Below are 26324 nucleotides of genomic sequence, written 5' to 3' on the forward strand. Positions count from 1 at the left end.
TTATCTTAATAAAAAGATTTAAAAATGAGCTAAATAGATTTATTCAGATCTTGTTTGATATAAAGAGTGAGGACAAAGTTTGCGGTTTCTTGCTAATAAATTATTGCTTATCCATGGTGAAATCCATTGTTGTTCCTCTGCATTCATCTGAACACAGCATTTGTTCGTCCTTAAACATTAGGTGGGTAGAGGCTAGGTTTGAACTCAAGCTGAGAATAGTGACATCATTAGGTTCTGTTCTAACATCTCGCTCCGACAATTCAGGTATAAATCATGATCGAAGACTTTATTGATCCTAAATAACCTACGCGAATTTTTTGTTAGGGCCCATGCATTACTCGAATGAGCTCATTAATCTATTATGTTTTTTAGATATTTGACTTTATTTATATTAGCTTGCGGGGAATTTTGTCTTTATGATAGTTGCAAACAGATATAAATAATTTGTTTTTATTTCAGTCGGTAATGGTGTAGATTATGTCATCGTTCGATTATAATCGATTTAGTTCCTTCCACTGTCAGATAGTCAATCATGAAATGTTTCGTTATTAGTTTAAAAACAGCAAGTAAAAGGCAGTCTCATATTAATCAAGCTTTCTCTGCACAAGGGATCCCCTTTGAATTTTTTGATGCCATTACTCCCGACATCAACGATGCTGAGGCATCTCGTTTAAAGCTTGTTATTAAGAATACTTCATTGAGTCAAGCTGAGGTATCTTGCTTGTTAAGTCATGTTGCTATTTTACAAAAAATAGTCGATGAATCTATTCCTTATGGGGCCATATTTGAAGATGATATTCATTTGGGTAAAGGCGCCGATCGGTTTCTATGTGATGATAACTGGATCCCGCCTACTATGGGATTAATTAAGCTTGAAAAGTTTAATAATATTGCCAGAGGGCAATTTGGTAGTTCAATTAAACTCGATTCAAAAACTGAACTCTTTAGGCTTAAAGGTCGGCATTTAGGAGCGGCAGGTTATATTGTCAGTCATGAAATGGCACGTCAATTATTGAATGAGCTAAGTCAATATGATTCGTTAGGTGCAATAGATAAAATTATTTTTGAAGAGTTTATTATTGATAACAAGATTGATGTTTTTCAGTTGCAGCCCGCTATTTGTGCACAAGATAGTATTTTTAATGTCAAAAATACCACGCTTCACAGTGGATTGAATGCTGATCGTATTGTACCCAAAAAGCAGAAGATAAGTTTATTGAAAAGGTTTAAGCGTGAGTTTGATCGCGCAGTGAGTCGTCGTATCGATTTCGATAATTATAATATTTAAGCCAGATCATCAAGATCATAACAGCCTTGATCATAGGAAAGTCTTTTTATACTCGCTTGATCAGGCTTTTCTTGGCGTGTTTTTTATGTACTGTTTTGATCAACTAAAGAGAAATGATGATTGAGATTGAATACCGTATAGGTGAACTCAAAACGTCGATGTTTGTGGGAGAAGCGCACTCTTTTTACCTTATCACTGAAATATGGGTAAAGGCGGTCGATCTTAATGTTGGCGATAAAATCCTAGCTTGCGATGGTAGCATAGCAAAAATAGCCCAGCTTAATCCCATCGAGGTTGCGCAGCATTACGGTGATTTAAGAGCGAGTCATAACCATCTTTATTTTATGACCGTCGGTGAGGGGTTACCGGCTCATCCTTCTATGACTTTTCCCATAGAACCTGTTATGAAGGAGAGGGCTTGTTTTTCTGTCATGGATGGTACTCCTACGGATCCATTAGAACGTATTCCCTTTGATTTAGCTGATAGGCCTTCTAAGTTTGCAGATGGAAGTTCCACTGCATACCACAGTGGTCCTTGGGCAGCGGCTCGATATTTGGATTGTGATTTAGATCTCAATAAAGCTATTATTGGTTGGGGGTGTGCTACAGAGACTATGTGTGCTGAAGATGCCGCCTTGCATGATTTGCAGAATAAGTTGGGCAGTAGGGTTGAATTACATCGTGGAAATGTGACAATTTCACATGCTTATATTAGAAAATATACCAGAAAGGGCCGTTTTGTGAATAGAATGAGCCCTTGTTTTTATTGCCGAGAAAATTACGGTAGTGCACTTAATGACACTTCGTTGGGGAAAAGTGTACTGCATAAAGTAGACAGAGGTTTTTTGCCTATAAAGCCTTAGGCTTGTTGAAATAATTTAACGTTATTACCTGATGAAAGTATTGTCGCGTGTTAGTATTGAGCTCACCGTCGTTCATTTCCGTATATTTTCGACTTAAATATCAGATGGGATGACGTCGCTCAAGGTTTGAAAGCAAGTTGAACATCACTGCACCACATAAGCTCTGCCTGATGTGCCATTTTCACAAATTGCTGCAGAAAATATCACCAAAATTTAACAGGCTCAAGTAACAAATATTATGTTACTAAAGAATGAATGATTTAATGGTTACTCTCCCTTTATAGTGACAATGTTAGGCGCTTTGGTCATTTGTTTGAAACCATTAAGGGGTTGTCATATGTTTCGCTTTAGTCGATTAATATGTTTGTTTGCTGTGGGTTATTTTCTCTTTATTTATAAAGTACTCGCAGATGATGTCAGTGCTTATGGTAAAAAAAAGTTTGATGATGACTGTGCACCACAAAGCCGTTTGGTCACCATTAGTATTGATTACTATGATTTTGATGGCGTGCGTCAACGAGGCACGATTAAGACGCTGGATACTATTTCCAGTTCATTAAAAACGGCATTTAACCATCTTTATGTAAAGAAGTTCCCTATTTATCATGCTGATGCTTCCTTGATCCCAGATGGGCCAATAAGCTTTGATGATACGGGGAGCGAAAACCTTAACAATACGGCCTCTTATGCTTGTAGAGAAATCACGGGTGGGGGCTTACCATCGGTACATGCTTACGGCGCTGCTATCGATATTAATCCTCGTGAAAACCCTTATATTGGATTCGATGAAACGGATAATCCTGATGTTCGAGTGGTGCGAGAAATCATTCCTGCAGAGGGTTGGATGTATTTGACTCGGGAGCAATTTAGAGAGCAAAAGGATGAACATAAAGGTATTGTTGATGGCGTAGTGGATGTTTTTAAGCAACAGGGTGTTTTACGATGGGGAGGGGATTGGAATAATCCTATTGATTATATGCATTTTGAGATATATCGAGATAATGCAATCCTTTTTTTGACCATGGATAGGAATGAATCTGTGCAATACTTTAATCGATATAAGGCTTTTTACAAAAGTTGTCAAAGGGCTTTTCCTAAAGAATATCGCCAGCGAAATTTTAATGATTTGAGCCGTGCTATTGCTAAAAAAGAGTATGATCTTAAGCCTGTTGATATTTATTTGGATCCAACTCGTGGCTTTTATGATTTAATGTCTTTAGCAACAGAGGCTATTAACAACCCAATGAAAGAGTATTGTTTATTTGATACGCATACTGGTAGCGAGCAATTTGAATCGTTTCGTAGCGATTCCAACCCAGCCGTTTCTGAAATTGATGCGCTTCGAGCAATAAAATAATACTCGCTATGGTTAAAGTTACAGTGTGCTCTGAATGATGGGGCATACTGTGCTGCAATATTCATTCGCTTTTAATGTTTATTTTTCTTTATCACTTATTTAATTTAGGTTTAGTCTTGAGGCGAACTGTGGTACTTTTCTCGGCTTTTTGATGGATTGGGGCGAGAGCGATGTTTGTTGGATTTGACTATGGTAGTGCCAATTGTGCGGTAGGCGTGATGGAAAATGAGCAGTTTCGTTTATTGCCGTTATCAAAAAATTCTTCTTTTTTAAGCTCTACTTTATATGCACTTGATAGGGAGCTCATCTGTGAGGCGGTGCTTCATGGTTTACCTCGCAGTGAACAAAATGAATATCGTCAACTTCGCCGAGGCCAGTTGGCAAAAGCGGCTAATGCTCGTTGCGAATTAGATTTATCGCCTAATGAACAAGCTGTGTTTGTGGGAGAGCAAGCCATAGAAGCTTATTTGGATATGCCTGATGAGGGCTTTTATGTGCGCTCACCAAAATCATTTCTTGGGGCGGTGGGTCTTCGAGCCGATCAAATGTCCTTGTTTGAAGATATTGTGACCTTAATGATGCAATATATTAAGCGTCAAGCAGAAACCCACTTACCTGCAGATCAGAGTATTACTCATGCTGTTATAGGGCGTCCTGTTAATTTTCAAGGGATAGGAGGAGAGGAGAGTAACCAGCAAGCGGAAGCGGTATTACGTATTGCGGCAAAGCGGGCTGGCTTTGATGATGTTGCTTTTTTATTTGAACCTATTGCGGCAGGCATGGATTATGAAGCGAGACTGGAAGAAAATAAAACAGTATTAGTGGTGGATGTCGGTGGAGGAACAACCGATTGCTCAGTCGTCAAAATGGGGCCTAGCTATAGCCAAAATCAAGCTCGTCAGGATGATTTTTTGGGACACAGTGGCCAAAGAGTTGGGGGTAATGATCTCGATATTGCCCTTTCAATGGCTGCATTTATGCCCCATTTAGGCCTTGGCAGTTTGATGAAGAACCAATTGCCTATGCCTAATCAGCCTTTTTGGAATGCGGTTGCTGTCAATGATGTCAGTGCTCAACGAGATTTCTCAAGTCTATCGGCTCGCAAATTGATTGAATCTTTGATCAAAGATGCCCAGACACCTGCGCTTTTGTCTCGGTTATTAAAAGTACAACAGCAGCAGCTGGGTTATCAGTTGGTGCGAAGTGCTGAATCGGCCAAAATTGCATTATCCGAGGAGGATAATGTCTCTGTTGATCTCTCTTATGTGGCACCGAATGTGAGCGCCTTAGTAAGTGAGTCTTTATTTGAAAATGCGATTGATATGCCTTTATCACGTATCGAAGCCTTAATGGATGAAGCACTGAGTAAAGCCAATGTCGTTCCTGAAGTGATTTATGTGACCGGAGGGACGGCGAGAAGCCCTGCTATTTATCGTAAAATCGCGAGTTTGTATCCCAATGTGCCTATTGTTGTTGGGGATCATTTCTCGAGTGTGACTGCGGGATTGACCCGTTGGGCACATAAAATTTTTGCTTAGCAAATTATAGGCAGTATTACGTTGTTAATGCAGGTAAAATAACTTCTAAACTTAATGAAAAGGACTAAGGTTGTATCATGCTGTTATTGGACAAATTAAAACAGACTTGTATGCTCATTATTGGTGTATCTATGCTGTCTGCTTGTGGTGATGATGTGGGTAAAGTCAGTCTTGGATTGTTTACCACTAAAGATGTGGTGATCGATGCGAGACAAGATCCTAAAATTCCAGGCGTTACTTGTCATATTAGCCGTATTCAAGCCGATTTGGATTTTTCTGATCCCTCAGACAGCTCGATTGCTTGTCGACAAACTGGGCCGATAACCGCTGCAGAATTAGCGAATATTGATAAGAGTAAAAATGGTGAAATCGTCTTTAAAGCTTCACTAAGTGTCTTGTTTAAGTCATTAAAGGTAAGGCGAATTTATGATGCAAAGCATCAAACATTATTGTATCTTTCTTATTCTACAAAAGAAATTAATGGTAGCTATAAGCATGCGTTATCCAGTGTGCCTTTATACGGTACTCAAGCTTGGGTCACACCTACAGATGTAACGCATTAGATTGACCCATATTAAGCTTGACCCCTAGAGCTGTAGAGCCGTTGTTTAACCCATCTATGGAGGTATGGAATTTTATGAAATTAGCATCTTCAGTGAATATTGGTATTGCGTTAGGGAGCGGCGCTGCAAAAGGTTGGGCACATATCGGGGTATTAAATGGGCTGGCTAAAATGGGGGTTTACCCTAATAAAGTCGCGGGCTGCTCTATTGGCGCTTTGGTGGGAGCGGCTTATGCAGGGGAGCATTTAGTTGAACTTGAAAAATGGGTACGTGGTTTTTCAAGTTGGGATGTATTAAGGCTGATGGACTTAAGCTGGCGTAAAGGGGGACTTATCGGTGGTGAACGGGTTTTTGATGCTTGGCAAGATCAAATGGGTGATGTGAGCATAGAGGAATTGATCCGACCTTTTACCGCTGTGGCAACCGATTTGTATTCGGGGCAAGAAATTTGGTTCAAAGAAGGTGACTTACGCCAAGCTGTAAGGGCTTCTTGTTCTATGCCTGGTATGCTGGCGCCAGTGAAAATAGGTCAACGTTGGCTGGTGGACGGTGCTGTGGTGAATCCTATTCCTGTTTCTGTTATTCGAGCCATGGATGTTGATGTGGTGATTGCAGTGGATTTAAATGGCCAGAGCCGGAATAAAGGAGCGGGTTTACCTGTGAATATGGCCAGTGAGAAGCCGACATCTGCAGAAGTCGTTGAAGCGAAAGCACATAGCGATCAGGGTTTTATGGATTTATTAGGCAAAGGGCGAGAATATGTGTCTAAGTTAACAGATAAATTGGCTATGGCTCGTCGCTCTACTCCCAGTTTGGTGGCGGTGATGTCTCAGTCAATTGACATTCTAGAAATGAGACATAAACGCACGCGCTTAATGGGCGATCCTCCCGATATTTGTGTTGTGCCCAAGATTGCTGATATTGGGCAAATGGAATTTCATCGCGCCGAAGAGGCCATTGCTGCGGGTGAGCAGGCTGTGCAAGATGTGGCTCATCTCATTGAAGCGGCTTTATCGCCATATTGTGATATGAGCTGCTTAGAAAATACGACTGTGCTCAAGTGACGACAATATTGTCCCCAAGTATTCTTGGGGACACGATTATTTAAAATGTACTTTTTTAACCGATATATTCACAAATGCTGCTTTTGATAAAGATAAGCGCTTTTCATTTCTATTGAATTTTTGTTTATCTAATTTATTTTAATCGCTTAATTTAACGAGCATTTTCCCTTTGTTTTTCCCTTCGAATAATCCAAGAAATGCATCAGGTGCTTGCTCAAGTCCATTGTAGACCGTTTGCTCAGCTGTGATATCACCTTTAGCTAGCCATTGGCTCATTAATGCGGTGAATTCTGGGTAGTGTGCCCAATGCTCAAAAACAATAAAACCTTCTACTTTTAATTTCTTAGCAATGATCTGTGTTAAATTGCTTGGGCCAGGTGTGGGGACTTTATCGTTGTATTGCGCTATCATGCCGCAGACGGCAATACGGCCATGATCTTTCATGTTATTGAGCGCGGCAAATAAATGCTCGCCACCGACATTTTCAAAATACACATCAATGCCCTCTGGCGCCGCTTGGGCGAGTGCTCGATTCAGATCGTCACAGGTTTTATAATTAATGACATGCTTAATGCCTAGTGATTTAAGGTGTTGGGCTTTTTCATCACTGCCTACAGATGCAATGACATTTGCTCCCATGAGTTGACCTAATTGGCAAGCGATACTGCCCACTGCGCCGGCTGCAGCCGATACAAATAGGGTTTCTCCTTTTTGTAATGCGGCAATATGGTTTAACCCCGTCCATGCCGTCATACCTGGCATACCTAATGCGCCGAGAAAATGGGATGGATTAATGTCTACCTCAGGTAAGCGAGTCATGTCTTGTCCTTGGCTAATGAAATGTTCTCGCCAACCAAGCATACTTGAGACTTTACAACCGACCGGAAAGTCGGGGTGCTGAGATTCAATGACTTCGCCTATGGCCCCACCTTCGAGTGCTTCACCTATTTGAAAGGGAGGAATGTAGCTTTTTCTATCCATCATACGGCCACGCATGTAAGGGTCCACCGACATCCAAAGGTTCTTCACAAGAAATTCCCCTGTTTTTATCGAGGGCAATGTGTGCTTATTCAATTGAAAATTGTGCTGAGTGGGCAATCCTTCTGGGCGAGAATGCAATTGAATTTGTCGAGTGTTCATTGGAGTCCTTTTTATTTGTGCGCAAATTGTTGTTAGGGACAATAACCCGAATTAAATCTGTGTGCAAATTATTTGTGCGCTAACTAGTTTGTATCTTTAATTTGGGGTAACATGAAAGCCTTGAAAGATATTTTGCAGTATATTGTCAAAGTGGGTGTCGAATAATGGGTGATTTAAGTACAGATAATTTATCTGATAATGTCTGTTTTTCTTTATATACAGCATGTAATGCATTAATTCGTGCCTATAGACCATTATTGGAACAGTATGATTTAACTTATCCACAATATTTGGTGATGCAATCGCTGTGGTCTGATAGTGAGACAAGCCTGACTGCATTGTCAAAAGCGACCAAATTGGATATGGGAACCTTGACGCCGATTGTGAAAAGATTAGAACTAAAATTATTATTAACGCGCTGTATTGATCCAAATGATGAGCGAAAAAAAGTGATTAGTTTGACGACAGACGGTTTAGCGATGAAGCAAAGTGCCTTGCAGCTCAAGCAAAAGCTGCTCGATAAAATGAGTTTGTCTACAGGGGATATTGAGTTATTACGTCGCTTATGTTTAGGGGTGATTGATGATTTGAGTTGATAGTGGGTATGCAGCTGAATACTGGTTAATAAAAGATCCTGACAATCTAAGGTCATCTTGTCAGATCCTGTTATAATGCGGGTAATGTTATAGAAGATGTTTTGAGTGAAGGTTATTGAATGAATTTAAAGCAAGAATTACAAGATTTAAATAATAAATTAGATAAAGCACGTCGTAAACTCGCTGCGGCTGAGCAGCGTGGCGATCGTGGCGTGGTCTTACAGTTTAAGCAAGAAGTGAATGCGATAACAAAACGCATTAATAGTATTAAAAACCAACAAACAAGAACATTAAATAAGACTGGCCAAAGTGTCAAAGAAATGCGCTTTCATCGTGTATTAACTAAGGCTGAACAGGCTGATATGGGAAAATTAAAGAAATCGGTTAAAGGATTGGTGGTTGTCCATCCTATGACAGCTTTAGGTCGTGAGATGGGACTAAAAGAAGTTACTGGTTTTGCTCCTGCAGCATTTTAGTCATATTTGTGCACTTTATTTTTTGTAGAGTGAAGAGAGTTCGGTGATGGTTTGTTAAGCAATAAACATCATTGCCGTTTGGATTTATTGTTAAGACGTATGTGAACTCAAAATTGAGCGCTATCGTTTAAGGTTTTTTCATGTCGATTAAGTATATCGCAACTTCAAAACTGCCTACGCCTTGGGGTGTATTTGATATGCATGGTTTTGAAGATAGCGAGACCCATAAAGAGCATGTGGCACTGACATTTGGTGAGTTCGATGTTGATAGCCCTGTTTTAGGCCGTATCCATTCTGAGTGTTTAACGGGGGATGCGTTGTTTAGCTTACGCTGCGATTGCGGGTTTCAATTGCAAACGGCAATGGAGCATATCGCTGAAGTTGGGCAAGGTTTTATCTTGTATTTACGCCAAGAGGGCCGAGGTATAGGCCTACTGAATAAAATTCGAGCTTATGAATTACAAGATAAAGGGGCTAACACAGTCGAAGCCAATGAGCAGTTAGGTTTCGATGCCGATCAACGCCAATATAATATGATTTTACCTATGATGAATCAAATTGGTGTGAGTAGAGTGAAATTGTTAACGAATAACCCACGTAAAGTCAAGGCAATGAAATCCTTAGGTATCGAGGTCGTTGAACGCCTTCCCTTACAAGTGGGTAAAAACCGTTATAATGAACAGTATCTTAAAACAAAGTCGACGCAGCTTGGTCATATGATGTCTGAATATCATTTTTCAGATAAGGACGAATAGCCAGTGATGACCTGAACCTGTTTTGCAGGTTTAGGCATTTTTATCTTATGTGTCGTAACGATATTAATGAGAATTAATTTATTGACTACAGCTTTCATTATTACTTTCATTAACTCGCATTGATTAACAATCTAATACTATGAATTAAGTCGCTTTTGTTATTATTGTTGTTTTTTATTTAATGTGGGATGAGATTTGTTTGTTTTTATCTTTACAAATATGTCTATTTTGAAAATGAAATTCTTATTTCGATGAATGATAAAGAAATGTCGCTTTTTTTATTGTTTTTTATTTGTTGAGTTTTTTATTTTAAATAGGTAACTGAATTTAATTAATGAGTGTTTTATAAATATTCATGGTAATTTTACATTTAATCAAAATATTATGATTGATTGTGTTTTATTATGGAGAAATTATGGGGTTGTTTTATTCTTTTCGATTTATTTTAAATAATAAATATATGTCCATTTTTATTTTATTCTATTCAACATCTCTTTTTGCTAAACCGATAGAACAATTAATCAGACCCAGTACAGATCCTAGTCACTTACATGCAATATATACGGATGGAACGAAAGGAGTTGTCAATAAGTTAATGGCTGCTAATGTACCATCGTTAATGTCGGTGACCGATGCGGTACCTACTGCAACGAGTATTCCTCAGTTTCGCTCGCCGACAGCTTTTGAAGTAGATGATATCATTGAGACTTTACAACGCATGGGCATAAATTTGGTGCGTTTATATCCGCCTTCGATTGTTGGCGGTGATTTGGAGCAAAATTATTTCGTTAATGATACCGCTAAAATTATTGGTTATGATAAAAGCCAAGCGATTAACACGGCAGATAACCCAACAGGTAATACATTAAATAAGCCTGATGCCATTCAATATGATAAAAAGAAATTTGATGTGCTTAAGTTGACTTTAACTAAGTTACAAAGCAAAGGTATTCAAGTGGTATTTCCTCTCATTGACACTTGGAGTTTTTTAGGCGGCATTCCTCAATTTGTCGGTATGGTCGATTGCGCTTATGGTACCGATATAAACAATAACCCGATCCAATGTAACGGTAATATACCTGCAGGCAAGGTTGATATTCAAGGCAACATAACAGCGTTTTATACTCAAGAGCGGTATAAAAATGCATTCAAAAGTTATATTGCATTATTAACAAGGGAGTTTGGCGGTTTTAAAAATATTATCTGGGAAACGGGCAATGAACTTGGAGAGTCTGCTCGCTATAACGGCGTTATATTAGATTTTGCTAATAATCCGAGTAAAGACGAGGAATATCATTTTTCGGCAGCACAAAATCAACGCTTGATCGATTTAAATTTATGGACCAGAGAAATGGCAAAATTTATTAAAAGCCAATATAAAAAAGATAAAAATGGTCATCCTTATCATCAACCTCATTTACTCATGGATGGGAGTTTTGGCGTGGACTTAGGCGTCATCAATAACCCAGAGTTGACTGGCAGTTTAGCCGATAATAATATTGACATAGTGTCGAATCATTATTACCAAAATTGGGGGATGAAGACGCTATATCAATATGATACAGATAAAATTAGGTTATATGGGGCAACGACTCAACAATCAACGACAGCGACCAAGCCCTATTTTGTCGGAGAGTTTATGTGTAGTTTTCAATGTGATGACAAGTTTTTAACGGAATTTGAAACGCCAACGCAGGCGGAAGATTTTAGCACGTTTGCGGGTTTTTGGAGTTTACGAGGTCATGCCGATATTGGGTTACATTGGGATAAACAACAGGGAAAGCAGGTCCAAATTCCAAATACCTATCGAACGGGCAGTTATAATCATAATGAAAAATTAGGTTACTCGAGTTACCACTATCCAGGATTTTTAACGAAAAACAGTGATGATATCCATGATTATAATAAGAAAGGCCAACAGATCCCAAAACATGATGTTGTCACACTGTTTGTTCAGTTGGCTACACGTTTATCCGGCAGTCAAAAAACAGATAAATTATCAAGTACCATTGTAAAAGTGGGCAAAAATAAGAATGGTAATAATATACTTGTCTGGGCCGGTGTGTCTGGGGCATTAGGCTATTGTTTATTTGATAATAATCAGCCTATGCCAAATAATGATATCCAATTTATTGATAAGCAAGGTAAACAGTTTGCAGGGTATCCCATTAGTGCATCGGCAGTGGATCATCCCTATACTGTCAGGCCATATCAGCATTTAGTGCACGATTGCGCTAAGCCATAAGGGTATTCATGTCACTTGCACTTAGGTAGAGACACCGATTGATTGACGTCATTGGGTGTCTCGTTGAATGAAGGTGAGTTCGCCTATTGTATGCTGCGATTAATCGTTCTTTTTGGTTCCCCAAATGTCGGTATTAATTTGAGGCAGTGGCTGCTTATTGTTATTTGTTTTGCTGCTTGTTGAGCCAAGGTTGTTTCTAGGTGCGGGTAAAGGAAGCCGATGAAGCTTTAAATATAAATACTCGACCTTATCCCGTGCCCATTGAGTTTTTCGTAAAAATTTTAAACTGGATTTGATACTGGGATCGTGATTAAAGCAGCGAATATCAATGCGCTGCCCTAACTCTTCCCACCCATAGTGATCGACAAGATCAATGAGTAGATCTTCTAATTTTATTCCGTGTAAGGGGTTATTTGCTTGGGTCATAAAGCGTGGGTCATTTTGAAATCAATATTGGTCTAATCATATCAGATTGCAACGTCAGGTGCTTGCTTTGTTCTGTGGCGATGAAACTAATTTCCCTCTCTTGGTGTGGAAAAAAGGAGACGTATAGTCTCCTTGCTCATTAAATCATTTATCGTATCAATTACTCGAAGCTAATGCTCCAAGAGTTGATAGCACCTGTGTCTTGATTTGCACTATCAACGGCTTTTAGTGTCCATGTACCTTTAGAGTCACCGCCTGAGTAATCAACAGAATAGGTTTTGTTGATATTATCAGTACCGCTTCCAGAGTTATCATGTAATACAGCGACTTGACCTGTAGGACTTGTTAATTTTACGTTTAAATCACCAATATAAGTGTGTGTGATATCGACAGTGACTGTTACTGTTCCTGAGTCACCTGTACGTGCGGCTTCAATTGAACTTGATACGCCTGTAGAACTGTTATCAGGAATGTTGTAACTTGTCGTATTTGTATAGGTAGCAGCTCCCCCTGTATTTCCGCCATTATCTGCTGCGGTGTAGTTTGCTTCTAAACTTGCACCACTAAAGGCTTCATACCCGTGAACCATCACATAATAAGTCCCTGACTGTGCTGAAGAGATTGCACATGACTCAGTATTACCTGTATTCCAAGAGCGACATTCGTAGCTAGTGGTTGTTGGGTTGCCGCCAAATGAAACATATAGATCAGCATCGCCACTGCCACCGCTTAGGGCGAAGTTCAGATCGCTTGCACCTGCTGGCACATCTAAGCTGTAGTAGAGTACACCATTTTTAGAAGCATAAAGGCTGGTTTTAGCGATTCCATTTGTCAGGGTTCCATCATCGCCATTGCCGCCGCCATTTGTTGGTCCGTCACAGGACTGGGCTAGGTATGCATCTGCTGCTTCTGCATCGACTAAACCATAACCTGTTTTGTTATCACGTCCAGCGGTTTCAAGATCTTCGGCGGTGGCTTTTAGCGCGGCACGAATTTGCTCTGAACTACAATCTGTGTGATTACTCCAAACGAGTGTAGCGACACCGGAGACATGTGGTGTTGCCATTGATGTACCATTATAGTATTGGTAATCTTCGCCACTCGTTGCAGCAACAGTTGCTTGAGATCCAACTTGGTCAAGCAGTGCAAGGCCTGTGTTTCTGTCAACACTGACAGAAACAATAGGGACGTCATTATTAGTATCTACTAAGAAGGGGTTCTGTAAACCAGGAAGCGATGAGTTACTGTAAACAATCGCTGCGCTACCGCCTGCATTGTAACACGCTTGAGCGGCTGCAATTTCAGCGGCATTTGCACTTAAACCTGATGCACGCTCAACCAAACAAACCTTATTACTCATGCTGTTACAGTTATAAGTCGTATTGCCAGTACTACAGGCTTTTAACGTATCAGTGACAGTACCTGTATTAAATTGCTGTTCATAGTTACCGCTGACTTGAATGTAACGGTTATGAGGAACGATGCCACTGTCGAAATAAGATTGACCGTTAACCGTGATATCGGCTAATACACCTTCACCTTGTGTCACTGTAGACAGTACTGCTGTGCCAGGTCCAGAAATTTCTACTTGATCGGTATATTGCGAAAAAGCAGAATGATCTTTGTTGCTATCAACAGAGGCCACCGACATAACAGCATCATAAGAAGCGGGATAGCTATGAGTGCTATCACCATCGTTACCTGCAGCAGCGATAAGTAACACGCCGTTGTTTTGGTGAGCCGCTAAGGCATTTTTTTCGGTTGCACTGTAAGTTGGGCCACCTAAGCTCATAGTCACGACATTAGCGCCATTAGCAACACAGTCATCAACCGCATTGACTAAATCTGAGGTATATCCCCATCCGCTTTCGTTGAAGACCTTGATAATATGAATATTGACGTTTTGGTTTGGCATGACACCAACAACGCCACTGCCATTTGCTATGGCGGCAATGGTGCCTGCTACGTGAGTACCATGTGCGTTATTGTTACCTGGCTCATACCAGTTTCCTGTACCTGAGTTATTGGTGCCTGTTGCGTTATTCCCACTTAAATCGCTATGGCTAGCATCATAGCCTGAGTCGATAATACAAATAGTGCGGTTTCCCGCTTGAGAGTCACTCATTACTGTGGCGCCGACATAGGTTTGACCCCATGGTGTGGTTTCACTTAGCAGGCGACGTGGGACATCTTCTTCGACGTAGTCAACATCTGAGCGTAAGCGTAATGATTTTAAGCTATTTGAATCTAGCTTTGCCGTATAGCTATTACGACGTGCGATACGTTTCATTTCTTTGGCTTTTACACTATTAAGTACACTGTGATGTGAAAAAGCAGGATTAATGTGAGATGCACTCGATAGCATATTAATGCCGTCTGTTGCAGTATCACTGTCTTTAAATTTAACGATATAGCGCTTTGGCAGCGGTGCATCAGCTTGTTGAGATTGAGCGGGTAATAGCTCAGAACCGACTGAAGGCGTTGCATATACATTTGCTGAAATCGCAATGGCAAGCGCTGAAAGGGTCAGCGCTGCTTTCGTTGATTTTTTGAATGTCATATTTTTATTCCACATTTATTATCATGTTGTAATTATTATTGAACAGTCTTGGTTATAAATTCCAAAGATCTGGTTACTCCGCTAATAAATCTACCCGCATGTTATCTCGTTGTAAATGCATAGTTAATCTTGTCTTTTTTCACCCAAAAGAATATTACCTAAAGCTAATAATGAATGTTTTTGTTAAAACTATGCGTTTTATGCCAGCAGTATGCATTTGTAGTGGTTTTATATTCATATGTTATTTTTTTGTTTGTGTTTTGTTTTGTTGTTGGTTTTTGACTTTTTAATGCAGATTTATTACATATGTCCATGATAAATAATCAAAACTATGACAAAATGTTTCATATCTATAATTTTGAAAGATAATATATTCATTTTAGTTATTAATGATTTTCATTGACCTTAGCTGTCGTGTTTTTTTGATAGGATCTTCTAATATGATATGAGATAACAGTATTATTTTTCTGTATTTAATGTTTTTCTAATGGAAGGTGCTGTTTAGCTATTTATGTAAATTTTGATAGATTTAGATTGTCTCTTTGAGAATGACTAAAAATAATAGCTGATTAACACTTGTATTTGTTTTATGACGAAATGTATCAACGGAGCAAGGAGACAGGGGATTGTAGTGTATTAAGAGGATAAGGTTGGGCGACAGACAAAAAACCGCTCATAGAGCGGTTTTTGAATTGATTAATCAAGACAATATAAAGAATATTGCTTTTAGTTATGGATCAACTTTGGTGCGTTAGAAGTTGTAACTGTATTGCATACTATAATACACAGCATTAGAGCTTGTCGTTGCTGTGACATCACCAATCAAAGAACTTGTTTCTGTGAGGTGAGTTTTCTTACCACGTACGAAGGCAATCCCTAAATCCAGTGATGACTTTTGGTTAAAGTGGTAGCTCACGCCACCTGTGTACCAATTACGATCGGAATCGGGAATAGACAGTGAGCTGAGATCCCCAACGACCCCTTGATCATACATATAACCGATACGGGCTGTCCAAGTATCATTGATGTCATAGGTACCGCCGACACTGAATAGCCATGAGTCATCCCATTGGTATTCTTTTAGTACATAGTCACTGCCTGGATCTGTACAGGCCGTTGGTGTTGTTGAGGTTAAAGATGTTTGAGAAGCACAATCAAGTAATGTTATACGATCAAATTCTCCCCACTGAGTATATTGTGCGGTATAAGACAGAGCAAAATGCTCAGTAATTTGATGAAATCCGCCGAGCTGAGCGATATTGGGGAGGGGAATTTCTATTTGATTATAATATCCATAGGTGCTTGCTGAAGTGAGTGCACCTACACTATCATTGTTATCACCATCTGCATTAATGGTTGGACTATATCGGTAGCTTAGACCAATACGGTTATTCTCGTTGATTTCATATACAAGGCCTGCAATGCCGCCAACCCCCCAACCACTGGCTTCAACATCGGCAACAGTCTGATCTGCTACGATAACGGTTGAGGTTCCAGGAAAATAAAGTGGGCCATTTCGTGTCAATTTACCTGTACCATATACAAAATCCACCCCAAGGCCTAAGCTAAAATATTCATTGAAGCGATAAGAAACACTGGCATTAAAGTCTATGGACGTGATTTCGGTTTCACCGAGTAAATCGATAGGTGCTTGGGTGTTGGCTGTCGTATTTTTTGTAATGTCTGACGTATCGGTACCGGTACCGAAGTTACTGAATGCGGCAAAACCCATGGCCCAACTTTCATTAATCGGTTGAATATAATAGGCATTAGGGATAATTTTTCCTGAGCCTGCACTATCGTCACTACCGAAGTCTGTCGTGGAGGAACTCACATTATCGACTTCTACTTGAACATCAGCATAGGTGATACCAAGCGAAACCGCTTTATCTTTGAAAAGTGCCATTGCTGCAGGGTTACGAGATAATACAGATGCATTGTCTGCAATGACCGCATCCCCAGCCATTGCGCGGCCAAGACCCGTTGCGGATTGGCTGTTAAGTTGGAAACCCGCTGCCATCGCTTGAGAGCTGGCTAGCGTAATTGAAATAGCAAGGAACGTCTTGTTGAAGCGTTTCATAATCATCATCTCTTTTTTTAAGGTCCTGCTTATATGACTTGCTGAATAGCCGAGTCGCAAGATCCACTTGTTAGACCAGCGCATGGTAGAGGAGTTAACGCCTACTCAGCAACTCCGACCAGATGCATTTTTTGGTATAATTCGTTAATTAAGGTTGTTATTTATGAACAACTATTAGGAGCTTACTTCAAAAAAGGCTTATAAAGCAAACTAATAGTTTGCTCTCATAAAGAGAGGAGAGCAAACCTTGAAGTTAAGGTTATGTAAATAATATGAGAATATCCAGTATTGTCTGTCTAATAAATAAGCGTACGATTGTACGCTTATTTATTGCTCTTCATTGTGAAATGGGATTAGAGCTTGGCTGAGAAGGCATGAAACTGCGCTGAAACAGTTTTACAAGGAGTGAATATCTTGCTGACAAGAATACCGATAAATGTTGCAAGGATGAAACCAGGTAGGATTTCGTAAAGTTCGAAAACCCCCCCTGATAATTGTTTCCATATAATAACAGTTATGGCGCCGGTGAGAATGGAAGCGATAGCCCCATTTCGACTAAATCCTTTCCAAAAGAGTGATAATAAGACGACAGGCCCAAAGGCTGCACCAAATCCTGCCCAAGCGTAACTGACTAAACTCAATACACTACTTTCTGGATTGAGCGCGATGATCCCGGCAATTAATGCAATAGACAATACGCCAGCACGTCCAACGAACAATAGCTCTTTGTCATCAGCCTTAGGTCTTAACCATTTTTTATAGAAGTCTTCAGTGATGACACTTGAACAGACCAATAACTGAGAATCAATGGTACTCATAATTGCAGAAAGAATAGCGGCAATAAGTAACCCGCTGATCCAAGGATTAAATGCCGCATTTGCGAGGTGAATAAAAACGGTTTCAGGGTTTTCTAATGGGCTGTCCATGAAATAGAGACTGCCCACAAGACCTGTTGCGAGTGCACCGATAAGTGCCATTATCATCCAGCTCATGGCGATACGACGGGATTTGGGAATATCGTCTGGAGAATTAATTGCCATGAAACGGGTAAGAATATGCGGCTGACCAAAATAACCTAACCCCCATGCTAATAAAGAGATTAATCCAAGCATAGTGGTATTGTCATGAATGAATTGCAGCATGTCAGGATTAAAATTGTCTAATCCATCTTGGGTTGCGGGTTGATTAAAGATGGCAACAGGAACAAAAAGCAGTGCCGCAAGCATCATACAACCTTGAAAAAAATCGGTCCAACTTACTGCAAAATATCCACCTACGAAGGTATAAGCCACAATAATGCTAGAGCCGATCAGTAAGGCTAAGGTGTAATCTAAACCAAAGGCTTTTTCAAAAAGGATTGCGCCACCGACCATGCCGGAAGAAGTGTAAAAAGTAAAAAAGACTAAAATGGTAAAAGCGGAAACTAACTTGAGAATGCCATTGCTGTCATTAAATCTTTTTTCAAAAAAGTCTGGTAGTGTGAGAGAGTTATTGGTAAATTCGGTATAAATTCGTAACCGTTTTGCGACTAATAGCCAGTTAAGCCATGCGCCAAAAACTAAGCCTATTCCTATCCAAGCTTCGCCTAATCCCCCTAAGTAGACTGCGCCAGGAAGACCTAATAGTAACCAGCCTGACATATCAGATGCACCGACACTTAATGCCGTCACTCCTGGGCCCATGCTACGTCCGCCAAGGATATAATCATCAATTGAATCAGTTGATTTATAGGCGATGAAACCAATACCTATCATTAGGGCAAGATAGCCAATAAAGGTGAAGAGAACGGGTAATTCTATGCTCATGATTTAGAGTTATATTTTTATTGTTGGATTGTGGGCGCTATGCTAACAGATGTTGACTAATTAGCTCAATCATGGTGAGGAAATAGTCGGGAGATCTGACCTTTAGGTTTTCTCCCGACAGCAATTTGTAATGCGATTAAATAAAACTTTGCTTAATTTCGTTTTTAACGTAATTAATATCCTGAGTGTTATCACCAACAAGTAACATATAAGCTCCATCCATCTTAAAGCCTAAACCTTTAAGCTTATTATCGGCAAATGCACTTTGTAGTTGCATTCTATCTTCACTGGGAACAATAAAGAGTGTGACTTTGCCTTGTTCACCTTGCATGACTAAATGCAAGCTTTTTACGCCTTGAAAATCACAAAAGGTGTTATAAAAGACCTTACCGGGTTGTTGGGTAAATTTTGCATGGCTTAACTGTGTGAGTTGAGCCAATTTTTCATTGACTGCTTGGTAGGGAATATTATCATTGATGCTTAAGGTCTGCTCTTCATGATGAACATGGGCGAGGGCATGGGCGCTGAGATCCACCGGTCCAAGCCTGAAAAGCGTAAAGCTAATGCCTGCTATAAAGGCCACTGATGCTGCTAAGGCAATGCTGAAAGCTGTTTTTTTTCGTTGACCTTGGTGTTGGCGTAGCTGTTGATTGAGTAGCAGTTTATCACTGAGATCACTGGGAACATCAATGTGTAATGCGTTTTCAATTTGTTGATCGAGACTGTTTAGTTCGTCAATGAAAGCGGCTTTTTTGGGATCCTCTTTAATTGCTTGAATAAATTCAGGCGATTGATGGTGAGGATCGGCATAAGCCTGACGTCGAAACTTAAGCTCATCCATGGGATTGTCCTCTCACTTGGGGTTGTTCAAGCGCTTGCTTTAATTGATGGCGAGCTCGAAATAAGCGTGTCATAACGGTATTAGTATTCAGTGAGAGAATTTTTGCAATTTCTTCGCCACTGAAACCGCCAATCAGCTGCAGTAATAAAGGCTCTCGGTATTCTAAGGCAAGTCGTTCTATTTGCTTTTGTAATAAATGATGCTCCACTTTATGTTCAGTGCTAGGAGAAAAAGTATCTTGTAACTCTTCTTGCTCAATATCTGAATAGGTGAATTGTTTTCGTTCAAAACGCCTTGCATTTTCTCGCCTGAGAATAGTGATGAGCCAAGCTTTAGCCGATTTCTCATCTTTTAACGTATCAAGGGAGCGCCAAGCGCGTAAAAACGTTTCTTGGGTAATATCTTCAGCAACATGTTTATCACCGCTTAGCCAGTAAGCATAACGGTAAATATCAGTATGAAGTGCCTTGACTAGGCTATTATATCGTCGTTGTTTATTCAGCATGCTAGAAGAGACCGTGGACGGGCTCTTTTTCTTTCGCCAATGACGCAACATTTTTTTATTTCTTGAGAAGACAGGTGCATAAAGCTTAATGCTTATATCAACCTATTACAAAATAACGAGTTGATATAAGCAAACCTTTTAGATAAACCAGTAACTGAACATTTTTTATAACAATGTGTTATGGATTTAAATTAGTTAAGGAAGAGGCCTTTTTTTTCTTTTTATCAGGGTTAAGCCTATCGGCTGCTTGCAGGATCTTGTCATAATCAATCGATGCCGTTGTTTTAGAAAAAGCACTCCGTTGTAACGTGGTGACGGCATTAGCCATCTCCTTTGACAGTGCTGAAATCTTATCAAGTGTCATGGGTTGTTGAAAGACATGCGAGAAGTGTTGCTGTAAACTGAGTAATACCTCACTTGGATTTTGTCTTTGGCAAGCTTGTTTAAGGCTCAATTTTTTATTCACGCTATCTTGATGAGAAGTCGGTGATTTAATGACGGGGCTTGAATGATTTTGAGTGTATTTTCGCCATAAAATAATCAAGGCGATGGTAGTGATAAACCAAAGAGTGGCAAAGATGAAAGCGGCCCACATCCAATAAGCTGGTGTGCTTGTTTCTGTTGCGGGTAATGATGTTTGCTGAGCCGGTATGTCAGCTTGCTCGGCGGCTTTAACCGTAATGACTTTTTCTGGCAAAGTGGCTATTTGTTGTTTGTTTAAATGTGGATTCCACCAAGGAACCTCAACAGCAGGTAAAGTATAGGTTCCCGGTTTCGTTGGAATGATTGCAGTGGTTTGAGTGAGTGTTGCTAAGGTCTTATTATCTCTAACTGTATTTTGACGTTGAGGTTTTTCCGGATAGGATTTGAGCGATGTTGGCAGGTTGAGATCCAGATCCGGTAAGCGACTTTCATCCGTATTGACCGCGGTTAAGGTGATTGTACGAGTAATAGGTGTGCCAACTTGGTAGTCAGCATGTTCAGGCCAGTCTTCATTAAGTAGCACGAGATCGGCAACCAACCATTGTCCATGGTAGCTTGCAGGTTTTGGTTGAATCGTTAACTCGACATTTCTCGCTTGAGTTTGGATTGGGCGACTGTCTGTAAAGCCAAATAAACTATTACTTCTTTGGGATTGCACGACAATATCGCCATTAAAACTGGCTCCTTGAATTGATAATTTGCCTGGCTTGTCAGCAATGATGGCGTAATTTCTTTCTATCACTCTAAAACGGCGACCATTGATAATTTGTGTGCTGTCTTTATCTTCGCCAAGTTGTTTGACTTGGGCGTTAGCCACTACGGGCTCATTGATTACGCCTCGTTGTAATTCGGCACCAAGAAAGAGTTTTACCTGATAGTTAACAAGTTGATCAACATAAGCTTTTTGGGATGACAAATGTGCTTCCATATACACATTTTTTGTTTGCTTCGGTGCACTACCTCGCGGCTTAACCGTGATTTTTATTGGGGCTGAACTGACGCCATCAATGGTCAATGCAGGGATCATTAAGTGGCCTTGGCGTTTAGGTAGTAATAGCATTTGCCACTGGGTTTCTTTGGTGGTGTTGAAATTGACCATACGTGTACTGTGGCTTGTACGGGGTCTTTGCATGGTAAAATCAGCGCTTAGCGCTTGAGTATTGAGGGCTTGGGTATCTAAACTATCATCAGCCGTAACTGTGAGTACAATCGACTCGCCTTCACTGACTGTATTGTTGTCAACGGAGGCTTGCAAACTGGTGAGTGCGCTAGCGGGAAAAGCAGCGATTAACCCAAGAAGTAAAATGAGGTGTAATAAACGTTTTACCACTGTTGATTGTCCTTTGGTCTTGCCCCATTTTGAAGGCGTTTTTGATATTCTAATTGCATTTTATTGCGCAATAATAGTTGAGGGTCGTCAGCAAGGGAGCGTAAAGCGCGCTGCATATCCGCTGGCAGTGGCTCTTCGGGTGCCGTATTATCCTGTTTGGCTGCTTGAGCACTTTGTACGTCTTGCTCTTTTTGCTGATCCTGCTGATTTTGTTGGTCCTGCTGATTTTGTTGGTCCTGCTGATTTTGTTGGTCCTGCTGATTTTGCTGATCCTGCTGACTTTTCTGGTCCTGCTGACTTTTCTGGTCCTGCTGACTTTTCTGGTCCTGCTGATTCTGCTGACTTTGCTGGTCCTGCTGATTTTGCTGGTCCTGCTGATTCTGCTGATTCTGCTGATTTTGCTGGTCCTGCTGATTTTGTTGGTCCTGCTGATTTTGTTGGTCCTGCTGATTTTGTTGGTCCTGCTGATTTTGTTGGTCCTGCTGATTTTGCTGGTCCTGCTGATTTTGTTGGTCCTGCTGATTTTGTTGGTCCTGCTGATTTTGCTGCTTTTCTAGCTGTTCAGCTAAGGCTAAATTAGCTTTAATATTTTCATTTTCAGGGGCTTTGGATAAAGCGTCTTGATAGGCTTTTTTAGCCTCACTGTATTGATTCAATTGCATGAGTGCATTGCCTTGGTTGTAGAGTCCCATGGCAGTGTTATCTTGTTTGAATAGCTCAAGCGCTTGATCATATTCTCCCTCTTTGTAAAGTGCACTCGCTTTCCATTGGCTATGTTTAAAGTCTTTCGCGGCTAAGCCATAGTCTTTAGCTTGGTATGCTTGCATACCTTGTTGATCGGCTGTTTGCCAGAGATCATTCCAAGTTGCTGCTTCGACCGGTTTTATTTGATAAAAACTGGTAAAAAAAAGTACGCATATGAGCCCATAACGAAAACTCAATAAGGCTGGAAATAACAGTAATAACGCAATGAAGGGACCAAGATCTTGCCAAGTTTCGCCACTGACTTGTGTGGCTTTGGCTTCTTGGGTATGAGCTAACCATTGTGTTAATTGTGTAATATCTTGCCCATCGGCACGGGTGAGGATCAGGGTTCCCTCACTGGCATTAGCCAGTTTTTTAAGTAAGTTGTCATCAGTTTTTGCGATAACAACATTATCACTGTTATCTCGAAGGAGCTGACCATCGGGTAATGAGATAGGAGCGCCTTGTTGTGTGCCAAATGCCAGAATGGCAAGACGATATTGAGTACCAGCAAGTTGGGCTTTTGCGTCATTGAGCTGGTTGCGGTTAATGCCGTCAGTGAAGAGAATAATGTCTCCTTTAACGTGCCCAGCTTGCATCAGTAAAGTTTTTGCTTTTAATAAAGCTTCTGCGACGTTTGAACCTCTGACGGGCATAATCGCGGGAGATAATGTGGGCAGTAAATTCAATAAGGTGGCATTGTCACGGGTTAACGGACTAATGGTAAAGGCTTCCCCTGAGTAGGCGATTAATGCGGTTTCACCTTCAGAGACGGCGTTGAGAAAATCAGTGGCTTTATATTTCGCCTGTGACAATCGGTTTGGTTTTAAATCTGTTGCGTACATGGATAAAGACATATCCATGATCAGCACGCGACCTTGATCGGTTTGAAAGACGGGCAGTGCTTTTTTGGTTAAAGCCGGTCCTGAGAGGGCTAATACCGCGATAAACCAAGTCAGACTCAGAATGCTTAGTTGATGTTTTTGACTGGAACTGGTGCCAGAAATCAACACTTTTGCTAAATGGGGAGAAATGTAGCGCTCCCAGTGAGTGCTAACTTTATTATTTTTCCAAAGTAGTAATAAAATGGCGATTAAAGGTAAAAGTGCTAAAAACCATTCTGGGCGTAAAAAATGTAACATCACGACCTTCCTTTTACAGTATTTTGTTGGCTTGGATCACGCTTTGATGTTTGACGGAATGTGAAACTTGGAAACCAAGGCAAATAGCTGAGTGCTATCAATATACTGACAATTAAAGCAATGCTTAGTGGCCAATAGAATAATTCTGACTGCGGGCGATAAGTCAGTTGATCACGGCTAATGGGTTCTAATTTATCAATTTCTTGATAAATTTGTTGTAATTCCTGAGGATTTCTCGCTCTAAAATAGCGACCACCTGTGGTGTTGGCGATAGATTTAAGCTGCGCTTCGTCAAGATCCATTGAAGGATTGACACGCTCAGTACCAAACAATGTTCGCCGCTCCATGACATCGGCGCCTATTCCAACGGTGTAAATCTTAATGCCTCTTTTTTCGGCAATGGCTGCGGCTTGTTCTGGACTGATACTGCCCGCATTGTTTGAACCATCGGTGAGTAAAATAAGCACTCGGTTACTTTTATCGATATTATCAAAACGTTTTACCGCTAGGGCAATGGCTTCACCTATGGCTGTTTGTTTACCCACAAGGCCTATTTGCGCCTCTGTTAAAAATTGCGCGACACTGCGTCTGTCTAAGGTGAGTGGCGATTGCAAATACGCATGATCGGCAAATAAAATTAGCCCAATACGATCGCCTTTTCGCCGTTCGATGAAATTACTCAGTACGTGCTGGACTAAGGTAAAGCGATCGACGCTTTGTCCATTGATTTGCATGTCTTCAATTTGCATACTGCCAGATAAATCGACAGAGAGCATCAAGTCACGCCCTTTAGCGGGCAAATCGATGGGATCGCCCATCCATAACGGACGCGCTGCGCTCAATACCAGTAATCCCCAAATTAGCCAATATCGTTTTCGAGTCAGACTCTGTTTTATGTTCGATGATTGCAGTGACAGGGGCTCGACACCGGATAAGTGTAAATGACCCCCTTGCTCAGTCGATTGAGACTTTTTGCGAATAATGAAAGGGAGTGGCAGTAAAATCAGTAGCCAAGGCCAAGCTAAGGTCAACATACTGGCTCCTTTGACGTTGTATGCATTTTTTCTTCTTGTGTTGCATCAGGTTTGATGGGGAGGCTATTGTTTAGCCATTTTTTTGCTAATGTTTTAAGCGTTAATTGTTCAGTTGGACTGAGCGTGATAGCCTGATATCGACTATCAAGTAACTGGCTAAGCTGTGGAATATTGTCTTGCTTGTTGAGCCAGTGATACCAAGCCTTTCCTTCTAAGGAAGCGATTTGCTGGCGAGGGACGTAGCTCATTGCGGCGCGCTTTAAAATACTATTTACTTGAATTGCAAAATAGTCCTCTTCAGGTTGTAAAGCCGCTAAATGACGCAACGCTTCACGTTTAGCAGCAGTCCGTTTGAAGTGTTTTAGGGTGAAGATGCCGATAACACACAATAGAATGAGGCTAATGACGATGACTATCCAATATCCTATGGGAAGCGGCCAATAGCCGATGGCAGTTGGAAGCTGGATATCTTTTAAACTGGCGAGTGCCGGATTAGGGGTTGCTGACATTATCGAAATGCTCCTAGCTGTTCATTGAGACGGAGTCCTGAATCGATTGAACGCGTATCGATGTTAAGTTTGTCCATCATGTCGATAAAGTGAGCCTGAGTGCTTAATTGAGAGGCTAGCCATTGATCGTAACCTTTTCTATCGAGTAATATTTTTTTATTTCGCTCTATGACGGGTAGCTGAAACTGTTTCGGTAAGTTGAGCTTTCCTTGCCTGAGAGGATCGGTGATCAAAAAAGCGCCCATATCACAATGTCGTTTCAGTTCAGATAAAGGGGCTAAACAAGAGGGGGTAAAGTGGCTGCCATCGCTGATGATCCAAATTAACGAACCCGGTTTAGCCAATCGACGCAAGCGCTGACAAGCATGAAACATGTGATCAGGATCCCGCTCCTGGGTCGATAATTGCGAAAGCTGCTCACCGTGCACTTGTTTTAAATTAGAAACGAGTTGCAGTATGCCTTGTTGGCGGCTACGGGGTTTTAGCTCAATATGTGCCTGTTCACTCGCAATTAACGCACCCACTTTATCGCCATGATTAATTGCACTCCATGCCAGTGTTGTCGCTAAATGTGCGGCTTGTACTGATTGCAGTAATAAGCTGGAGCCAAAATACAGGCTATGGCTTAAGTCCAGTAAAATGATGATGGGTCGTTCGCGCTCTTCCACAAATAGCTTAGTGTGGGTTTTACCCGTTCGAGCAGTAACGCGCCAATCAATGGTGCGTACATCATCCCCATTTTGATATTGTCTGACTTCGGCAAATTCCATTCCGCGGCCTTTAATGGCGCTGGCACGATGGCCTGCCAAACTTGCTTTTGCTCGGGCACGTTTTTCGGGTAAGGCTTGCGCTAACGTTTGGCAAGCCAATAACTCTTTGTCTGTTAGGTGCACGCCATTGGAAAAGAGAGGCAACTTATCTTCTATAGGCTGAGTATTGGCCGCATTGATGCGGCTTTTTTGAGATTTCCTCATACTCAA

At 40.9% G+C, this 26324-nt stretch carries 22 protein-coding genes; 10 read left to right on the forward strand and 12 right to left on the reverse strand.

Going from position 1 to position 26324, the window contains the following annotated elements; translation table 11 throughout:
- Positions 1-532 precede the first annotated feature (532 nt).
- The 6 genes from Q0779_RS19540 (at position 533) to rssA (ending at position 6673) form a co-directional block, all read left to right on the forward strand.
- On the forward strand, positions 533-1288 hold the full coding sequence (locus Q0779_RS19540; RefSeq protein WP_298775248.1) for a glycosyltransferase family 25 protein: 756 nt from the start codon (positions 533-535) through the stop codon (positions 1286-1288).
- Positions 1289-1404: 116 nt separating this feature from the next.
- Positions 1405-2151: a hypothetical protein gene (locus tag Q0779_RS19545; RefSeq protein ID WP_298775249.1), complete on the forward strand. Its 747-nt coding sequence runs from the start codon at positions 1405-1407 to the stop codon at positions 2149-2151.
- Between the two features lie 337 nt (positions 2152-2488).
- Positions 2489-3508, forward strand: a complete 1020-nt coding sequence (locus Q0779_RS19550; RefSeq protein WP_298775251.1) for a M15 family metallopeptidase — start codon at positions 2489-2491, stop codon at positions 3506-3508.
- Between the two features lie 170 nt (positions 3509-3678).
- Positions 3679-5046 carry a molecular chaperone gene (gene yegD, locus Q0779_RS19555; protein ID WP_298775252.1) on the forward strand — a complete coding sequence of 456 codons (1368 nt, stop codon included), beginning with the start codon at positions 3679-3681 and terminating at the stop codon, positions 5044-5046.
- A 77-nt stretch (positions 5047-5123) separates the two neighbouring features.
- A complete protein-coding gene (locus Q0779_RS19560) occupies positions 5124-5609 on the forward strand; it encodes a CreA family protein (protein ID WP_298775253.1) in 486 nt (161 codons plus the stop codon).
- Between the two features lie 74 nt (positions 5610-5683).
- Entirely contained in the window at positions 5684-6673 is a 990-nt protein-coding gene (gene rssA, locus Q0779_RS19565; protein ID WP_298775254.1) for a patatin-like phospholipase RssA, read from the forward strand.
- A 138-nt stretch (positions 6674-6811) separates the two neighbouring features.
- Here rssA and Q0779_RS19570 read toward each other — a convergent pair whose 3' ends face one another.
- Positions 6812-7813, reverse strand: coding sequence for an NADP-dependent oxidoreductase (locus tag Q0779_RS19570; protein ID WP_298775256.1), 1002 nt, complete (start codon positions 7811-7813; stop codon positions 6812-6814).
- A 164-nt stretch (positions 7814-7977) separates the two neighbouring features.
- On the opposite strand from Q0779_RS19570, the gene Q0779_RS19575 reads away from it, so the two are divergent.
- From Q0779_RS19575 to Q0779_RS19590, 4 genes are all read left to right on the forward strand, one after another.
- On the forward strand, positions 7978-8409 hold the full coding sequence (locus tag Q0779_RS19575; protein WP_298775258.1) for a MarR family transcriptional regulator: 432 nt from the start codon (positions 7978-7980) through the stop codon (positions 8407-8409).
- A gap of 119 nt (positions 8410-8528) precedes the next feature.
- Entirely contained in the window at positions 8529-8885 is a 357-nt protein-coding gene (locus Q0779_RS19580; protein WP_298775260.1) for a YibL family ribosome-associated protein, read from the forward strand.
- Between the two features lie 140 nt (positions 8886-9025).
- Positions 9026-9640 carry a GTP cyclohydrolase II gene (ribA, locus tag Q0779_RS19585; protein ID WP_298775261.1) on the forward strand — a complete coding sequence of 205 codons (615 nt, stop codon included), beginning with the start codon at positions 9026-9028 and terminating at the stop codon, positions 9638-9640.
- 415 nt (positions 9641-10055) lie between these two features.
- Positions 10056-11885, forward strand: a complete 1830-nt coding sequence (locus Q0779_RS19590; RefSeq protein WP_298775264.1) for a hypothetical protein — start codon at positions 10056-10058, stop codon at positions 11883-11885.
- 99 nt (positions 11886-11984) lie between these two features.
- On the opposite strand, the gene Q0779_RS19595 is transcribed toward Q0779_RS19590, so the two are convergent.
- The 11 genes from Q0779_RS19595 to Q0779_RS19645 all read right to left on the reverse strand — a co-directional run bounded on the left by Q0779_RS19595 (position 11985) and on the right by Q0779_RS19645 (position 26318).
- Positions 11985-12311 carry a VF530 family protein gene (locus Q0779_RS19595; RefSeq protein ID WP_298775266.1) on the reverse strand — a complete coding sequence of 109 codons (327 nt, stop codon included), beginning with the start codon at positions 12309-12311 and terminating at the stop codon, positions 11985-11987.
- A gap of 160 nt (positions 12312-12471) precedes the next feature.
- Positions 12472-14871, reverse strand: a complete 2400-nt coding sequence (locus tag Q0779_RS19600) for a S8 family serine peptidase (protein WP_298775267.1) — start codon at positions 14869-14871, stop codon at positions 12472-12474.
- 751 nt (positions 14872-15622) lie between these two features.
- A complete protein-coding gene (locus tag Q0779_RS19605; RefSeq protein WP_298775270.1) occupies positions 15623-16951 on the reverse strand; it encodes an OmpP1/FadL family transporter in 1329 nt (442 codons plus the stop codon).
- 353 nt (positions 16952-17304) lie between these two features.
- On the reverse strand, positions 17305-18756 hold the full coding sequence (putP, locus tag Q0779_RS19610; protein ID WP_298775272.1) for a sodium/proline symporter PutP: 1452 nt from the start codon (positions 18754-18756) through the stop codon (positions 17305-17307).
- A 136-nt stretch (positions 18757-18892) separates the two neighbouring features.
- On the reverse strand, positions 18893-19597 hold the full coding sequence (locus Q0779_RS19615) for a DUF3379 domain-containing protein (RefSeq protein WP_298775275.1): 705 nt from the start codon (positions 19595-19597) through the stop codon (positions 18893-18895).
- Positions 19590-20153 (reverse strand): sigma-70 family RNA polymerase sigma factor, encoded by a 564-nt coding sequence (locus Q0779_RS19620; protein WP_298775277.1) that lies wholly within the window; start codon positions 20151-20153, stop codon positions 19590-19592. The genes Q0779_RS19615 and Q0779_RS19620 overlap by 8 nt, the downstream gene beginning before the upstream one ends.
- Positions 20154-20280: 127 nt before the next feature.
- Positions 20281-21915 (reverse strand): BatD family protein, encoded by a 1635-nt coding sequence (locus Q0779_RS19625; RefSeq protein ID WP_298775279.1) that lies wholly within the window; start codon positions 21913-21915, stop codon positions 20281-20283.
- Entirely contained in the window at positions 21909-23804 is a 1896-nt protein-coding gene (locus Q0779_RS19630) for a VWA domain-containing protein (RefSeq protein WP_298775282.1), read from the reverse strand. Before Q0779_RS19630 ends, Q0779_RS19625 begins: the two co-directional genes overlap by 7 nt.
- A complete protein-coding gene (locus Q0779_RS19635; protein ID WP_298775284.1) occupies positions 23801-24835 on the reverse strand; it encodes a VWA domain-containing protein in 1035 nt (344 codons plus the stop codon). Before Q0779_RS19635 ends, Q0779_RS19630 begins: the two co-directional genes overlap by 4 nt.
- A complete protein-coding gene (locus Q0779_RS19640; RefSeq protein ID WP_298775286.1) occupies positions 24829-25344 on the reverse strand; it encodes a DUF4381 domain-containing protein in 516 nt (171 codons plus the stop codon). Before Q0779_RS19640 ends, Q0779_RS19635 begins: the two co-directional genes overlap by 7 nt.
- Positions 25344-26318 carry a DUF58 domain-containing protein gene (locus tag Q0779_RS19645; protein WP_298775288.1) on the reverse strand — a complete coding sequence of 325 codons (975 nt, stop codon included), beginning with the start codon at positions 26316-26318 and terminating at the stop codon, positions 25344-25346. The genes Q0779_RS19640 and Q0779_RS19645 overlap by 1 nt, the downstream gene beginning before the upstream one ends.
- Positions 26319-26324: the final 6 nt, after the last annotated feature.

The organism is uncultured Shewanella sp. (genome assembly GCF_947491715.1).
Classification (GTDB): Bacteria; Pseudomonadota; Gammaproteobacteria; order Enterobacterales; family Shewanellaceae; genus Shewanella.

Coding starts and splice junctions, on each gene's coding strand:
- Q0779_RS19540 (WP_298775248.1), top strand. CDS start 533: ATGAAATGTTTCGTTATTAGTTTAAAAACAGCAAGTAAAAGGCAGTCT.
- Q0779_RS19545 (WP_298775249.1), top strand. CDS start 1,405: ATGATTGAGATTGAATACCGTATAGGTGAACTCAAAACGTCGATGTTT.
- Q0779_RS19550 (WP_298775251.1), top strand. CDS start 2,489: ATGTTTCGCTTTAGTCGATTAATATGTTTGTTTGCTGTGGGTTATTTT.
- yegD (WP_298775252.1), top strand. CDS start 3,679: ATGTTTGTTGGATTTGACTATGGTAGTGCCAATTGTGCGGTAGGCGTG.
- Q0779_RS19560 (WP_298775253.1), top strand. CDS start 5,124: ATGCTGTTATTGGACAAATTAAAACAGACTTGTATGCTCATTATTGGT.
- rssA (WP_298775254.1), top strand. CDS start 5,684: ATGAAATTAGCATCTTCAGTGAATATTGGTATTGCGTTAGGGAGCGGC.
- Q0779_RS19570 (WP_298775256.1), bottom strand. CDS start 7,813: ATGAACACTCGACAAATTCAATTGCATTCTCGCCCAGAAGGATTGCCC.
- Q0779_RS19575 (WP_298775258.1), top strand. CDS start 7,978: ATGGGTGATTTAAGTACAGATAATTTATCTGATAATGTCTGTTTTTCT.
- Q0779_RS19580 (WP_298775260.1), top strand. CDS start 8,529: ATGAATTTAAAGCAAGAATTACAAGATTTAAATAATAAATTAGATAAA.
- ribA (WP_298775261.1), top strand. CDS start 9,026: ATGTCGATTAAGTATATCGCAACTTCAAAACTGCCTACGCCTTGGGGT.
- Q0779_RS19590 (WP_298775264.1), top strand. CDS start 10,056: ATGGGGTTGTTTTATTCTTTTCGATTTATTTTAAATAATAAATATATG.
- Q0779_RS19595 (WP_298775266.1), bottom strand. CDS start 12,311: ATGACCCAAGCAAATAACCCCTTACACGGAATAAAATTAGAAGATCTA.
- Q0779_RS19600 (WP_298775267.1), bottom strand. CDS start 14,871: ATGACATTCAAAAAATCAACGAAAGCAGCGCTGACCCTTTCAGCGCTT.
- Q0779_RS19605 (WP_298775270.1), bottom strand. CDS start 16,951: ATGAAACGCTTCAACAAGACGTTCCTTGCTATTTCAATTACGCTAGCC.
- putP (WP_298775272.1), bottom strand. CDS start 18,756: ATGAGCATAGAATTACCCGTTCTCTTCACCTTTATTGGCTATCTTGCC.
- Q0779_RS19615 (WP_298775275.1), bottom strand. CDS start 19,597: ATGGATGAGCTTAAGTTTCGACGTCAGGCTTATGCCGATCCTCACCAT.
- Q0779_RS19620 (WP_298775277.1), bottom strand. CDS start 20,153: ATGTTGCGTCATTGGCGAAAGAAAAAGAGCCCGTCCACGGTCTCTTCT.
- Q0779_RS19635 (WP_298775284.1), bottom strand. CDS start 24,835: ATGTTGACCTTAGCTTGGCCTTGGCTACTGATTTTACTGCCACTCCCT.
- Q0779_RS19640 (WP_298775286.1), bottom strand. CDS start 25,344: ATGTCAGCAACCCCTAATCCGGCACTCGCCAGTTTAAAAGATATCCAG.
- Q0779_RS19645 (WP_298775288.1), bottom strand. CDS start 26,318: ATGAGGAAATCTCAAAAAAGCCGCATCAATGCGGCCAATACTCAGCCT.